This is a genomic window from Kribbella sp. NPDC006257 (assembly GCF_040613535.1).
Classification (GTDB): domain Bacteria; phylum Actinomycetota; class Actinomycetes; order Propionibacteriales; family Kribbellaceae; genus Kribbella.
In genome coordinates this window covers 102,105-117,140 of sequence record NZ_JBEXSJ010000015.1, presented here as the reverse complement: position 1 = coordinate 117,140, position 15,036 = coordinate 102,105, and the positions used below count along the sequence as shown (strand labels likewise).

Annotated in this window: 10 protein-coding genes; 5 read left to right on the top strand and 5 right to left on the bottom strand. The window is 67.6% G+C overall.

From position 1 onward, the window contains the following. Positions 1 to 11: 11 nt before the first annotated feature. The 3 genes from ABZ004_RS19890 to ABZ004_RS19880 form a co-directional block, all read right to left on the bottom strand. Positions 12 to 1,790 (bottom strand): ABC transporter ATP-binding protein, encoded by a 1,779-nt coding sequence (locus ABZ004_RS19890; protein WP_355681450.1) that lies wholly within the window; start codon positions 1,788 to 1,790, stop codon positions 12 to 14. Continuing rightward, positions 1,787 to 3,550 (bottom strand): ABC transporter ATP-binding protein, encoded by a 1,764-nt coding sequence (locus ABZ004_RS19885; protein WP_355681449.1) that lies wholly within the window; start codon positions 3,548 to 3,550, stop codon positions 1,787 to 1,789. The genes ABZ004_RS19890 and ABZ004_RS19885 overlap by 4 nt, the downstream gene beginning before the upstream one ends. A 112-nt stretch (positions 3,551 to 3,662) precedes the next feature. Then, positions 3,663 to 4,628 (bottom strand): helix-turn-helix domain-containing protein, encoded by a 966-nt coding sequence (locus ABZ004_RS19880; RefSeq protein ID WP_355681447.1) that lies wholly within the window; start codon positions 4,626 to 4,628, stop codon positions 3,663 to 3,665. 274 nt (positions 4,629 to 4,902) lie between these two features. Between ABZ004_RS19880 and ABZ004_RS19875 the strand changes: the two genes are divergently transcribed. From ABZ004_RS19875 to ABZ004_RS19865, 3 genes are all read left to right on the top strand, one after another. Continuing rightward, positions 4,903 to 8,655 carry a S8 family peptidase gene (locus ABZ004_RS19875; RefSeq protein WP_355681445.1) on the top strand — a complete coding sequence of 1,251 codons (3,753 nt, stop codon included), beginning with the start codon at positions 4,903 to 4,905 and terminating at the stop codon, positions 8,653 to 8,655. A gap of 69 nt (positions 8,656 to 8,724) precedes the next feature. Then, positions 8,725 to 10,137: an MFS transporter gene (locus tag ABZ004_RS19870; RefSeq protein ID WP_355681443.1), complete on the top strand. Its 1,413-nt coding sequence runs from the start codon at positions 8,725 to 8,727 to the stop codon at positions 10,135 to 10,137. A 60-nt stretch (positions 10,138 to 10,197) separates the two neighbouring features. Then, positions 10,198 to 11,181: a winged helix-turn-helix domain-containing protein gene (locus tag ABZ004_RS19865; RefSeq protein WP_355681441.1), complete on the top strand. Its 984-nt coding sequence runs from the start codon at positions 10,198 to 10,200 to the stop codon at positions 11,179 to 11,181. Here ABZ004_RS19865 and ABZ004_RS19860 read toward each other — a convergent pair. Beyond that, a complete protein-coding gene (locus ABZ004_RS19860; protein ID WP_355681439.1) occupies positions 11,178 to 12,209 on the bottom strand; it encodes a (p)ppGpp synthetase in 1,032 nt (343 codons plus the stop codon). The two genes, ABZ004_RS19865 and ABZ004_RS19860, sit on opposite strands and share 4 nt — an antisense overlap. Before the next feature lie 51 nt (positions 12,210 to 12,260). Here ABZ004_RS19860 and ABZ004_RS19855 point away from each other — a divergent pair, with 51 nt between their 5' ends. Both ABZ004_RS19855 and ABZ004_RS19850 read left to right on the top strand, forming a co-directional pair. After that, entirely contained in the window at positions 12,261 to 12,674 is a 414-nt protein-coding gene (locus ABZ004_RS19855; protein WP_355681437.1) for a class I SAM-dependent methyltransferase, read from the top strand. Positions 12,675 to 12,801: 127 nt separating this feature from the next. Continuing rightward, the gene (locus ABZ004_RS19850; RefSeq protein WP_355681435.1) at positions 12,802 to 13,995 is read left to right on the top strand and encodes an ATP-binding protein; all 1,194 of its coding nucleotides are present in this window, start codon (positions 12,802 to 12,804) and stop codon (positions 13,993 to 13,995) included. Between the two features lie 4 nt (positions 13,996 to 13,999). Here ABZ004_RS19850 and ABZ004_RS19845 read toward each other — a convergent pair whose 3' ends face one another. Next, entirely contained in the window at positions 14,000 to 14,974 is a 975-nt protein-coding gene (locus ABZ004_RS19845) for a hypothetical protein (protein ID WP_355681434.1), read from the bottom strand. Positions 14,975 to 15,036: the final 62 nt, after the last annotated feature.

Sequence of the window (15,036 nt, the reverse complement as noted above, 5' to 3'; positions counted from 1 at the left end):
AACGCTCACCGTCAACGCTCACCGTGCCAGGAGTGCCACAGCGCCGCGTAGGGGCCTTCGGCATCGACCAGTTCGTCGTGGCCGCCCAGCTCGACGATGCGACCGTCCTCGACCACGGCGATCACATCGGCGTCGTGCGCGGTGTGCAGCCGGTGCGCGATCGCGACCACGGTCCGGCCTTCCAGTACGCCGGCCAGCGAGCGCTCCAGATGCCGTGCCGCTCGCGGGTCCATCAACGAGGTCGCCTCGTCGAGCACCAACGTGTGCGGGTCCGCCAGCACAAGCCTCGCGAGTGCCACCTGCTGTGCCTGAGCAGGAGTCAGCGACACTCCACCCGAACCGACCTCAGTGTCGAGACCCTGCTCGAACCCAGCCACCCACGCATGCGCGTCCACTGAGCGCAGCGCCGTCCACAGCTCCGCGTCACTCGCAGCAGGCCGAGCCAGCCGCAGGTTGTCGCGAACGCTGCCCACGAACACGTGGTGCTCCTGGTTGACCAGTGCAACGTGGCTGCGAACCTGCTCGGCCGACATCCGGTCGAGCGCGGCGCCACCCAAGGTGATGTCGCCGACCCGCGGTGAGTAGATCCCCGCAAGTAACCGGCCGAGCGTTGATTTCCCTGCACCAGAAGGGCCTACGAGCGCGACACGTGCTCCTGGCTCGACAGTCAGCGTGACCCCGTGCAGCACGTCGCGTCCTTCGAGGTAGCCGAAGCGCACCTCGTCGGCGAGCACGGTCCGCCCGTCCGGCTCGGTGTCGTCGCCGGTCGCGGCCGCCTCGACCTCGCGCACGCCGACCAGCCGCGCGAGCGAGACCTGGGCCACCTGCAACTCGTCGTACCAGCGGATCATCATGTTGACCGGCTCGATCAGCATCTGGATGTAGAGCGCACCGGTGGTCAGTGCACCGACGGTGATCCAGCCCTCGATCGCCAGACCGCCACCGATCATCAGTACTGCGGCCAGCGCGACCGTGTGCGTCATGTTGATCACCGGGAACAGGATCATCCGCAGGTAGAGCGTGTAGCGCTCCCAGGCGACCCACTGGCCGATCCGCTTGTCACCGAGCTTGATCCGGCGGTCACCGAGCCGGAACGACTCGACGGTCCGGCCGGCGTCCACGGTCTCGGCCAGTGCCGAGGCGACCGATGCGTAGCCGGCCGCCTCCGACCGGTACGCCGATGGCGCACGGCGGAAGTACCAGCGGCCACCGATGATCAGGATCGGTGCCGCGATCACCACTGCGACCGCCAACTCAGGAGCGGTCACCACCAGTGCACCGATCAGCAGGCCGGCCCAGATCACCGCGATGGTGAGCTGTGGAACCGCGTCGCGCATGGCGTGCGAGAGGCGGTCGACGTCCGTGGTGATGCGCGACAGCAGGTCACCGGTACCGGCCCGCTCGAGCACACCCGGTGGCAACGCGACTGCGCGCACCAAGAAGTCCTCCCGCAGGTCGGCCAGCATCTCCTCGCCCAGCACCGCACCGCGGAGCCGGGTGAGCCGCACGAACACGGTCTGTACGGCGAGGGCGCAGACGAAGCCGAGTACGACGTACGGAAGGTCTACGTCCGTCTTGCCCTGGGACAGCTTCTCCACCACGTTGCCGAGCAGCCAAGGTCCGACCATGCCGCTCAGTGCCGCCACCGCGTTGACCAGGGTCAGCCAGCCGAACGCACGACGGTGCCGTTTGAACAGGGTCTTCAGGTAGGCGCGCACCGTCGCGGTGCCGCCCACCGGCAGGCGCGCAGCTTCCTGCGGCGCTGCCGGGTCGTACTCAGGGCGCTTCACGCCGACTCCTCGAGGGTTGGCTCGTCTTCACGCGTGACGACCGCGCGGTAGTTGGTGTTGGTGTTGATGAGTTCGTGGTGAGTACCCACGGCTTCGACGTGACCGTCCGGCACGAACACGACCTGCTCTGCGCGGTCCAGCATCAGCGGGCTGGACGTGAACACCACAGTGGTCCGTCCAGTACGCAGCAACCGCAGGCTGTCAGCGATCCGCGCTTCGGTGTGCGCGTCCACTGCACTGGTCGGTTCGTCCAGCACGAGCAGGGCCGGGTCTACGTACAGCGAGCGGGCCAGTGCGACTCGCTGGCGCTGTCCGCCGGACAGAGACCTACCGCGCTCGGTCAGCACGGCCAGGGTTGCGTCCGTGCCACCGTCCGGCAGCGACTGGCGTAGTACGTCCAGAATGTCTTCGCACTGAGCAGCATCGAGCGCTGCTTCAACCGAGACAACTCCACTGGACGGTACGTCGAACAGGTCCCGCACCGTCCCGGACAGCAGCACCGGGTCCTTGTCCTGCACGAGCACTGCGGTCCGTGCCGAGTCCAGCGGCAACTCGTCCATCGCTACTCCACCGAGCAGCACAGAAGCCTGCCCTGCTTCAGCATCCGGGCTGTGACCACCAAGTCGGTCAGCTAGCCGGCCACTGGCGTCCGGGTTGCCACAGACCACGGCAGTGAATGTCCCTGCTTTGATAGACAGACCAGTGACCGGGTCGTATAGGTCGCCGGTCGGCACCTGCGGCTCGATGGTCCCCGCGTTGTCGTCGGTGCGCTGCAGCGACAACACCCGCGCAGCACGACGTGCGGACACCTTCGAGAAGATGAACGCGCTCGCCGTCTCTTCGAACGTCTGCAAGGGCACCAGCATGAACGTGACGAACCCGTACGTCGTGACGAGCTCGCCGACGCTGATCCGGCCGCTCGTCACGTAGTTGACGCCGAACCAGACGATCAGCACCAGGAACAGGCCGAACAACAGCACCTGCAGGGCTGCGATCAGCGACCACATGCGAGCCGAGCGAACCGCGCTCGACCTGTACTCCTGCGAGGCTTCGCGGTAGCGGTCCAGGAACAGTTGCTCGCCACCGATGCCTCGCAGTACGCGCAGACCCGCAACGGTGTCGGCCGCAAGCTCAGTGGCCCGGCCGCCCTTGGCGCGCTGCTGGTCGGCCCGGCGCTCGGCCGGACCCATCAACGGCACGATCGAGAACGCCAGGATCGGGATGGCGATCACGACGATCAGGCCGAGCCTGGGTTCGTAGAAGAGCAGGCCGATCACCACGGCGAAACAGGTCAGCAGGGCCGCCGCGAAGCGGCCGAGCACCTCGACGAACCAGCCGATCTTCTCGACGTCGCCGCTGCTCACCGCGACCACCTCGCCGGCCGCGATCCGCCGGGTCAGCATCGAGCCGAGTTCGGCGGCCTTCCGCGAGATCAGCTGCTGGATGCGGGACGCCGTACAGATCCAGTTGGTCACCACTGCCCGGTGGAAGAACGAGTCGGCGCCGGCCTTGGCCGCGCCCATCCCGAGCAGCAGCAGGCCGGCCAGCAGCAGGTGGGACCAGGACTTGTCGATCACGGCCTGGACGGCGAGGCCGACCGCGACCGGCGCGGCGGCGATGCCGCCGAAGTAGAGCAGGCCCCAGCAGACCGCGACGGCCTGTCCGCGCAATTGCTGATGCTCGAGCCAGAGGATGAGTCGGAGACCGGACCGGGTATCGGGAACACCCGGGTCGGCAAAGGGAATGAGGCGCAGCGACATGACGTCCCAAAGAAGGCATAGATTAAGGGCTTTTGAAAAGGACAGAGCAGCGTTTGAGTGAGCACCTGACCAGGCGTATCCAGCAAGCCTAGGCTCGTCGCGGAGGGGCCCGTCAAACCCTTTTCGGCCCTTGGATACGGCCCTGTTCCACCAGCTGGATCCCGACCGCGACGCCGGCCTGGAACCGGGTCGCGGCCTGCAGTTCGTTCTGCACCCGCTGGATCCGCCGGCCGACCGTCCGCAGGCTGACCCCGAGCTGCCGCGCGATCGCCTGATCCCCCATCCCGGCGGCCAGCAGCGCGATCAGGGTCCGCTCGTCGTCGGGATCGCCGTCGGCGGTCGTCGTCTCGTCCAGGATCAGCGGCAGCGCGCTCTCCCAGACCCGCTCGAACAACGCGATCAATGCATCCAGCAGGCTGCTTTGCGACACCACGAGCAGTCCTGCGGTCTGGGCACGGCCGGTCTGCACCGGCAGGGCGGCGCAGCGGTCGTCGAAGATCGACAGCCGCAGCGGCACGTCGCCGACCACCCGGGCCTCCTCGCCGGCCGCCAGCGACGGGTGCATGGTCGCCAGCCCCTGCTCCTCGACCGCGGCACGGTTGTAGACGATCCGCTGCCGCACCCCCCGCGCCATCGACAGCACCGCGGGCTGGGCGTCGACCGGCTCCAGCGCCTTCCCGTACGGCGGGGTGTCGAGCGCGCGCAGTTCGTACCGGGTCGCGGCGAGCAGCTGGCTCAGCCGCTCGTGCGCCTCGTCGCCCGGCACCACCTCGACCGGCGCGCGGCGGGCCGGATCGGCAGTTGCCCTGTGCAACTGATCGAGCTCGCGGATCCGGGCGGCGGACCGTTCGAGTTCCAGCCGCCGGGCGTCCAGCGCGGTCTGCAGGACCAGGGCCGGCGGGACCGCCGAGAACAGGCCGCCGTCCTCGCGGATCAGCCGGCCGGCCCGCAGCGCAGCCAGCACCTCGGGGAGATCCGGGTGCCGGCCGGCCAACTCGCCGGCCGTGCTGCCGGGGTTGGCGAGCAGATCGGCGTACAGCTCCTCCTCGGCGGGCCCGATCCCCAGACTCTCCAGCATCGGGCCAGGCTATGACCGATTACGGTCAATGGCCTAGACCGGTCTTGCGAACTTCTTTACAGCGTTGGAGGTGCTCGGGGAGTCTCGGCTGGAGCCGGGCCGCCGTTCCACCCAGCCGGCTCGTCGTCGAGAGGAGCCGCCCATGCCTCGTAGCGCCGTCACGATCGTCCTCTGTACCGCATTGATAGCAGTCGCTGGCTCGACAACGTCTGCAGCTTTGCCGCCAGTCAGCTCTGCAGTGGACGGACTCCCTGTCGTCACCAGGCCTACGACAGTGACGCTGGTAACCGGCGACAAAGTGCGGCTGAGCCCAGGTGACAATGGCACGCAGCTCGCGGCCGAACCTGCGACCAGGGCTGATGGCAGCCGGGGCTACGTCCGCGTGACCGAGACCCGCGGGCGCACCCTCGCAGTACCGCGGGATGCGACTCCCTACCTGGCAGCAGGCGTGCTGGACCCAACGCTGTTCGACGTCGGCTACCTGGTGGCGAACGGATACACCGACGGCGAAACTGACAAGCTGCCGTTGATCACCCAGCTCGCGGGGTCAGTACCTGCCGCCAAGGTCCGCAATACTGCAGATGCTGTGCCTGGCGTGGCGCCCACGGCTGAGCTGGGCAGCCTGCACGCGACCGCGGCCGAGGTACCCAAGGACCAGGCCGGATCCTTCTGGGCCGCGATCAGCCAAGGCACCCGGATCACCGCTGCTCGTTCACTGCAACGTGGAGTGAGCAAAGTCTGGCTCGACCGCAAGGTGCACGCTGTGCTCGACCAGAGCGTGCCGATGATCGGCGCACCGCAGGCCTGGGCCGCCGGGTACGACGGGAGTGGCGTCAAGCTGGCTGTCCTCGACACCGGCATCGACCAGAACCACCCTGATCTCAAGGGCCGGGTGACGCTGTCGAAGAACTTCACGCCCGACTCGGATCTCGCGGACGGGTACGGCCACGGCACGCACGTCGCGTCGATCCTCACCGGATCCGGCGCGGCCTCGGGCGGCAAGTACAAGGGCGTCGCGCCAGGCATCCAGCTGATGGTCGGCAAGGTGCTCGACCACACCGGCAACGGCCTGGAGTCCGACGTGATCGCCGGGATGGAGTGGGCCGCGGCAGCAGGAGCCAAGGTGATCAGCCTCAGCCTGGGCGGCCAGGCGCCGGTGGACGAGGCGCAGGACCCAGGTGCGCTCGCGATCGAACGGCTGACCGCACAGACCGGCGCACTCTTTGTAGTGGCCGCAGGCAACGAGGGTAAGGACTCCAGCATCTCCAGTCCTGGCGTCGCCGCTGCTGCCCTGACTGTGGCTTCAGTGGACAAGCAGGACCACCTGGCGTCGTACTCGAGCCGGGGTCCGCTCCCGTACGCCGACCGCGTGGACAAGCCCGACATCGCCGGACCCGGCTCCGACATCGTCGCGGCCCGCGCTGCCGGTACGTCGATGGGCAGCCCGCTGGACGACTACTACACAGCGGCTTCCGGTACGTCGATGGCAACTCCCCACGTTGCCGGGGCTGCCGCGATCCTGGTCCAAGAGCATCCGGACTGGTCGGCCACGCAGCTCAAGGCAGCTCTGATGAGCACCAGCAAGGACGACGGCTACAACGCCTTCCAGCAAGGCGCCGGCCGTGTAGACCTCGCTCGGGCGATCAGCCAGCAGGTGGCCGCGACGAATCCTGCGGTGGACTTCGGCAGGTTGCTGGACTCCGATCAGGCGGCCGTCACTCGACAGGTCGGCTACCGCAACGACTCGGCCGGCCCGGTGACCCTTCGGCTGGAGACCTCGCTGCGTGCCACGACGGGGGCTGATCTCGGTCCCGCGGTGAGCGCTCCGACGCAACTCGTCGTACCGGCTCATCGCACGGCGACTGCCGACGTGGCGCTGGATCCCGCCAAGGCTGGGTCCGGATTGGCGACGGGCGTCGTACTGGCTACTGCTGACGGTCTTCAGGTGCGGACGCCGATCGCGTTGCGGCGCAGTGGCAGGACGTTCCCGGTCCAGGTGACGGTCCGGTCCGGTGCACCGATCCAGTTGGGCGCGACCCTGCATGCGCTGAACGTGGACGACTCGACGATCAGCGAGGTGCCGGGGATGGAGCTGAGTGTCGCTCCCGACCGGCTGAGCGCCACGGTCCGCCTCGAGCTGGCCCCGGGACACTGGTCGATCAACGTCGCCCACGACCGGCTGCTGCCGAACCAGCGGTTGCAGGAGTTCTACCTGACCGAGCCCGAGGTAGACGTGAGCGGGCCGATCGAGGTCGTCCTGGACGACGCGAAGGCGGTGCCGTTCGGGATGACCGTCGACCGGCCGACGCAGCCGCTGAGCGGTGGCATGGTGCTGGACCGGACCACGTCCGACGGCGGAAACTGGCTGATCGAGAATGTCCCGGCCGGTGAGTACACCGATCAGGACCTGTTCGTCACGCCGACCGCCCCCGTGACCCGGGGCAGCCTGGTCACTCGGTTCGACTCCAACCGCGGCACCCCGCGGATCAGGGTGACGGTCGACTCGAAGAATGGCCGGGGCGAGACGATGACGCCGAACTACCGGAGGTATCCGACCGGCGGACTGCACCGGTTCGAGGGGGTCCGGACGAAGCTCGGCATGGTGGACGTGGGCTGGTCCGTCGAACCGGCCGAACTCCAGCGGGTCCGCGGCAAGCTGGTGCTGATGTCGTTCACTTGGATGCACGGCGGCTACAGCTGCGAACTGGATCCGGCGGAGTTGCAGGCGCTGGCCAAGGCCGGTGCCGTCGGAGTGCTCCAGGAGATGGGTGACTGCGCGGGGTATCCGGGGTTCACTCCGCTGGACGACCTGCCGGTGGCCGGTATCGACGCGTCGGAGGGTGTCCGGCTGCGGGAGTTGCTGGCCGCTGGTCCGGTGACGGTGACGCTCGCGGGGACACCGGCCACGCCGACGGCGTACCACTTGGCGGTGGTGCGGACGGGGAGCATTCCGGCCGACCTGAACTTCCGGATCCCGCAGAGCCGGCTGGCTCGCGTCACGAGCAGCTTCACTCCGGACCAGGGACCACGGAACCCACTGGACGGTCAGCTGTGGGTCGGTGCGCGACTGACACCGCAGGAGAGGCACCTGTTCAGCTGGGTGACGTACGTCGAGATGCCGCAGACGCGGCAGGACGTGTACGGACCGATCGAGTCCGGTCAGCAATGGATCCGGCAGGTGTCGTCCGACTACTCGCTGATCTCGATGGAGGACCGACGGACGATCCTGCGGCCGGGCCGGATGCCGGACGAACGCTGGCTCGATGCGCCGCGTGGGATCGGACCGGCCGACGTCCCGGCGAGCGCGACGAACGCCACCGTCATCGGCTGGTGCTTCGCCTGCCGCGACGAGGATCGCCTCACCCTGGTTCCGTCGTACGCCGGTGCCGATCGGTTGCGATCCACGTTGCTCGGGATCCAAGGTGCTTCGGTGCGGCTGTATCGCGATGGCCAGGAGGTTCCCGCCGGCCCACCGGTCGACGGGCAGCCGTCGTACCGGTTGGCGCCCGGCAGAGCGCAGTACAGGCTGACTGTGGACTCTGATCTGGCTACTGGTCCGCAGGCGCGCTTGAACTGGTACACGCACTCTGCCCGGCAGCACAGCGAGTGGACGTTCCAGTCGGGGCATGTGTCCAGTGGTGACATGGGCGGCACCACCTGCATCGCGAACTACGTGGCGAAGACCGACAACCCCTGTGCTCCGCAGAAGCTGCTGTATCTGCGCTACAACCTGCCGACCGACCAGAACAACCAGATACCCCGTGGCGTGGTCCCACTACGCATCACGCCGTACTACGAGCGCTCTGCGCATCCGACCGCTGCTGCGTTCAAGGCGGTCACAGTGCGCGTCAGCTACGACGACGGGAAGACGTGGAGCTGGGTGCCGGGGGCGAACCTGCGTACGGCGTACCAGGGGTTGCTCGTGCTTCCGCGTACTGCGAAGAGCGTCGCGCTACGGGTGGAGGCGACCGACCTGAGTGGCAACGCGATCTCACAGACGCTGCACGATGTCGTGGGTATTCAGTGAACTCCTGAATTCAAGGCCCGGTTGTACAGTCTTCAACGTTTGAACCGGAGACTGTGAAGCGGAGGCTGAGTGGGTGAGCTGACTCGCCGGCGGCGGCTGCTGGTGCTCGGGATCTGCTGTCTGAGCCTGTTCATCGTCGGGCTCGACTCGACCATCGTGAACCTGGCGCTGCCGTCGATCCGGTCCGACCTGACCGCCTCGGTCGCCAAGCTGCAGTGGACCATCGACGCCTACACGCTGGTGATCGCCAGTCTGCTGATGGTGTCGGGGTCGACCGCCGACCGGGTCGGCCGGCGGCGGACGTTCCAGGTCGGACTGGTGCTGTTCGGAGTCGGGTCGTTGCTCTGCGGGTTCGCCCAGAGCGTCGACCAGCTGATCGTCTTCCGGATGCTGCAGGCGATCGGCGGCTCGATGCTCAACCCGGTCGCGATGTCGATCATCACCAACACTTTCACCGTCCCGCGTGAGCGCGCCCAGGCGATCGGGATCTGGGGTGGCGTCGTCGGGCTGAGCATGGCGGTCGGCCCGGTGGTCGGCGGCGTACTGGTCGACTCGGCGGGCTGGCGATCGATCTTCTGGATCAACGTGCCGGTCGCGCTGGTCGCAGTACTGCTCACTGCTTTGTTCGTCCCGGAGTCGCGGGCCGCGGTGGCGCGGCGGATCGATCCTGTCGGGCAGTTGCTGGTGATCTTGTTCCTGGTCGGGCTGACCTACGGAATCATCGAGGGGCGGTCCGCGGGGTGGACGTCGCCGTTGATCCTCGGCTGTTTCGTTGTCGTCCTGGTGGCTGCGGTGTCGCTGGTGCTTTATGAGCGACAGCGTCGGGAGCCGTTGCTCGATCCGCGATTCTTCCGGAGCCTGCCGTTCTCGGGTGCGACGGTGATCGCCGTGTCCGGATTTGCTGCGTTGTCGGGTTTCCTGTTCCTGAATTCGCTTTATTTACAAGAGGCTCGAGGGTTCACCGCGCTGCATGCGGGGTTGCTGACCTTGCCGATGGCGGCGATGACGGTGGTCTTCGCGCCGTTGTCCGGGCGGATCGTGGGCAGTCGCGGGTCGCGGATCCCGCTGGTGATCGCCGGGTGTGCGCTGACGGTGAGCGGGCTGGTGCTGTCGCGGTTGACGGTCGGTACGACGACGCCGGTGCTACTCGTCGGGTACCTGATCTTCGGGCTCGGCTTCGGGATGCTGAATGCGCCGATCACCAATGCGGCGGTGTCCGGGATGCCGCGCGCTCAGGCGGGTGTCGCGGCCGCGATCGCCTCGACCAGCCGGCAGGTCGGTGCGTCGCTCGGCGTCGCGATCGTCGGTACTGTCCTGAACGCCCGGCTGACGAGTGCCTTCGAGACCAGCTTCGTCCCGGCGGCCCGGCTGTGCTGGTTCATCATCGCCGGCTGCGGTTTGCTGGTCCTGGTTCTCGGCCTGATCACCACCACCGCCCGGGCCCGGGCCACGGCCGCCAAAGTTGCCATCGAACTCTCTTGACATGCTGTTACCGTCCGGGCTTCCATCGGCCTGACGTCGACACGCAGGACTGGGGACTGGATGCTTCGGATCATCTTCACCGAGCGCGACCTGACCAAGGTGCGGCTGGCGGCAACTCCTGACCCGCTCTGGGAGATCACCAACAGCCTCGACCGTCTACAGACCCGTCGCGGCCGCTGGGCCTACGCGAACTGGTACCGCTCCACCCAGGAAGCCCTGACCGAGGACCGCGACCTCCACGCGATGGTCACCGACCTGCTTCTCCCGCTCTTCCCCCGCGCCGCGTACTTTCCCGACTTCCTCACACCGCCGGCGGCCCTCGACGGACTCGACGCCGGCATCGAGGCGATCCTCGCCACTCCCCAGGAGCGAGTCACCAGCGAACTCAAGACTCTGGCTCTTGTGCATCGCGCTCCTGTGTTCGGCAAGCGCCTGGCTTCCGGGGAGATGCGTGGTGAGCTTGGCGCCGCTCTGCGGACCTACTACCAGAAGGTGATCGAGCCGCAGGACGACAACATCCAGGAAGCCGTCGAGGGCGACAGGCAGCTGCGGTCGCGAGCACTGGTTCGCGGTGGCGTCGATAAGTTGCTCAAGAGCTACTGGCCGCTGATGCGCTGGCACTACCCGGTGCTGGAGGTGCAGTACCCGTACGACCGAACCCTGCACCTCGGCGGCCGCGGCCTGCTCCTCTCCCCGTCGTACTTCTGCTGGCACTACCCAGTAGCGCTGGCCGACGACGACCTGCCGCCAATGCTCAGCTATCCCTTGTTGCACAAGGTGGAGGGCGACGCAGATCCAGAGCGACCGTCAACAGCAGCACTGCTCGGTACTACGCGAGCGGCGGTTCTCCAGGCGACCAGTGAAGGGCTCACGACTGGGGAGATCGCCAAACGCGTGGGGATCGGTGCACCGACCGCCAGTCACCACCTGACCGTGCTGCGCGACAGCGGGCTGATCGCGAGTCAGCGCAAGCAGACCTCGATGCTGCACATCCTGACTCCACTCGGTGCAGCCCTGCTCCGGCAAAAGCCGCGCCCGCGCTAAGGGCCCTCTAGTAAACCGCTGCGGACCAGTGCCTTGTAGCGGCCGCGGAGGATCTTCTGGCGACGCTCTTCCTCCGGGAACAGATCCACGTACTCCGTGCCCTTCGCCGCCAGCAGGTCGTCGTCCAACCGGCGTACCGTGCCTGCGGGGAACCTGTGTGTCATGGCAGCCTGCACTGCAGCACTGTCGATCCCCTGGAGCAGCTCTGTCAGCTGCTCCTCCGTGGTGACTCCCAGCTTGGCCAGGATCCCGAGGATCCATGCGTAGTGGTTCGTCTTCGCGTGGGGCGCGTCGGGGTAGCGCCTGGTCAGGTACGTGGTCAACGTGCTGGTCGTGAGATCCATCGGCGCCGCGTCGGGCTCGGCAGCCGCCAGCTCGCGGTACAGCTTGTCGATCTCGGCGAACTCGTTGTCCGCCAGCTCCATCAACGCGGCCGCTAGCAGGAAGCGCCGGTCGAACTCGGGCTTGCGGTCCGGCGGGATGTCCAGCTTGTACCGGATGTCGTGCTCGAACTCGGCCCACGCGTGCTGGACCGCCGTACGGACCTGGATCTCCATCGTCAGGTTCTTCAGTACGGCGTACTCCGGCAGCTCGCGACGGTGCGCGTTCAGGCGGACCAGGTAGTGCTTGCTCGCATACCCGAAGGCGCCCTGCGCCCGCGTGTGCGCGCCCATGTCGGTGTGCTCGACGATCTCGAACTCGGACTCGATCACCTCGCAGACCCGGTCCACCGCCTCGACCAGGAAGGTGATGATCCGGGCCGCGACCAGATCGGTGATCTGCTCCAGCGGATCGTCGTACTTCGGTTTGCTCGGATCGTCCGGATGCGGCTTCGACGCCTTCGCGAGGAACGACTCGGGATCCTTCGCCCGCGCCGTCGCGCTCAGGTAGTTGATGCCCTCCTCCTCGCCGATCAACTCGTTGATCAGCGCTTCCAGCTTCCGCGCACCCCCGACGTACTGCTGATGCGTCCGCTCGTACTGCGCAGCGGCCTGCACGGTCCACTCCCGCACCTCAACCCCGCCCATGCGCAGACCTTAGTGCGCCCGGAGGCCCTTTCGCGCGGAAGACTCCACCAAATGACACGCTTCTCCGACTGGTCCGGCTACATCGCCCACACCACCGGCAGTCCCCCGAAGCCCCTCTACCACCGCGCCCTCGCCCTCTTCGACCGTCCCGGCACCGCCGTCGACCTAGGCTGCGGTGCTGGCAACGAGACCCTCGACCTCCTCCATAACGGCTGGTCAGTCCACGCCGTCGACTCCAGCGAAGCCGCTATCCGGACAGTCACCGAACGTGCCACGAGCGCAGCCCTTCCTGCTCGGGACACCTGGGCGGAGTTGCCGGAAATCAGCGTTCACCCCGAGTACGCCGTACGGGAGCTGTTTCGGGGGTGGCAGCTGGAGCACTTCGACGAGGTGGAGGAGGACGGCAAGTCTTTCGGCGGACCGAAGCACTGGCATCTGTACGAAGTGATCGCCGCTAGGGCTTGATGTGGGTGTCTAGTGAAATCTAGCAAAAATGCTAGATAGGGGTGATCTTTGAGAGAGAAGCGACACGCTCTGCGGGTGGCTAGCGAAATCTAAGGAAAACGCTAGACGCGCTCATACAGTGGAATGCATGGATCCGATCCGGAATCCCTATGCGCCCGGCGCCGGTCAGCGGCCTCCTGAGCTGGCCGGTCGCGACACCGAGGTCCGGCAGTTCGAGGTGGTGCTCGAACGCGTCGCCGCCGGCCGGCCCGAACGGAGTCTGGTGCTGTCCGGACTCCGCGGCGTCGGCAAGACCGTGCTGCTGAACACTCTGCGAAGTCAGGCGATCAAGCGCGCCTGGGGTACCGGCAAGATCGAGGCTCGCCCCGACCAGAGCATCCGGCTGCCGATCGCGCAGGCGATGCACACCGCGATGCGCGAACTCGGGCACCGGCACCGTGACGACGACCGGGTCGACCAGTTCAGCGCCGTACTGAAGGCCTTCGCGCTCCGCACCGCGCAGAACGACCGCAAGGGCATCCGCTGGCACCCGCCCGTCGACGTCGCCGCCGCGAAGGGCCGCGCCGACTCGGGCGACCTCGAGATGGACCTGATCGAACTCTTCACCGACGCCGCCGACCTCGCCGGTGATCTCAGCGTCGGCGTCGGGCTGTTCATCGACGAGATGCAGGACATCAGCGCCGATGACCTGTCCGCACTCTGCGCCGCCTGCCACGAGATCTCGCAACAGAGTGCCCCGCTCGTCGTCGTCGGAGCCGGCCTGCCACACCTCCCCGCCGTACTGTCCGCCTCGAAGTCGTACTCCGAACGCCTCTTCCGCTACATCCGCGTCGACCGCCTCGCCCGCGAAGCCTGCGACCGCGCGCTGATGGTCCCGGCCGAGAGTGAGGACGTCCGGTACGACGAGGAGGCGCTCGACGAGCTGTATGCGCAGACCGACGGCTACCCGTACTTCGTCCAGGCCTTCGCCCACGCCACCTGGGACCACGCCCCCGCGAGCCCGATCACCATCAAGGACGTCGCCGTCGCCGCCCCCGAAGCCTCCCGCGAACTCACCGTCGGCTTCTTCGGCTCCCGCTACGAACGCGCGACCCCGGCGGAACGCGAGTACATGCGCGCCATGGCCGAACTGGGCATCGGCGTGGACGACGGCCCCGTCCCCACCGCCGAGGTCGCCACCACTCTCTCCCGCAAACCCCAATCCCTGTCCCCAGCCCGGGACGGCCTCATCAAGAAAGGCCTCGTCTTCTCCGCCGAACGCGGCACGGTCGCCTTCACCGTCCCCCACTTCGGCAAATTCCTCCGCACCCGCACGGCTTGATCTGTCAGGCGGGGAACTGCCAGGAGGGCATGCTCAGAGCCCACAGCGTTTCCAGGGGTGCGTCGGCGTACTCGCTGTCCAGGTCGCCGTGCAAGGAGCGTTCCCAGACGAGGGCTCGGGCGACCTTGCCGATCCAGCACGCCAGCTCGAGTTCGGCGAGCAGGTCGGCCGGGTCCCCGAACACCTCGAGGTAGGCGTCGCGCGGACGGCGTACCCGGTCGTCGTCAGGACCGACCTCGAGCAGCTTGGTCAGCCCCACCAGCGGGATCAGCATCGTGCTGAACGCGTGCGCGAGCACGCTGTCGCCCCAGTCGTAGAACCGCACCGGGCCACCAGGACGGCCGAGAATGTTGCTGCTGTGCAGGTCGTTGTGATCGAGGCTCGCCCGGTCCGGCAGGTCGGCGCAGCGTGCAATGAACTCCTGACGCTGCCCTGCCACCCACGCATGCCGCTCCCGCGCCTCCTCGTCGCCCTTCGCGGCGACGTAGCGGCCGGTCGCCTCGAGCGCCTCGTCGAACCGCTGCGGCATCACCGCCGGACGCATGTCGGTGACACCCGCCGCGAGCAGATCCTCGGCATGCGGCATCAGGTCGAGCTGCAGTTCCGCGTACTGCGGAAGTACGCGCGTCATCACCTCGGACAGGTCTTCTTCACCCAGCTGTTCCCGCAGGGTGGGACCGCCGTCCGGCAACAGCACCCAGCCGCGCTCGACGTCGACCGCGATCGGGTCCAGCACGAACTGCGGCACGATCGTCGCCAGCAACCGGTACAGCGGCACCTCGAACACCGTCTCCGGCCCAGGCGCCTTCAACCAAACCGTCCCCGCGCTGGTCTCCGCGCGCAACACGGTCCCCCACGCCCGCACCCGCGGCTGACTCACCTCACCCGTACGCCGCAGCCCCGCAGCCCCCAGCTGCTCATCGAGCCACCCCCCAGCCCGCCCAAGCCATTCCCCAGAAGTCCAAGTAGCAGCATCCACCCCAGGACCATCCCACAGCATCCAACGCAAGCACCTGCGGTTTATGTCCGAACGGGCAATCC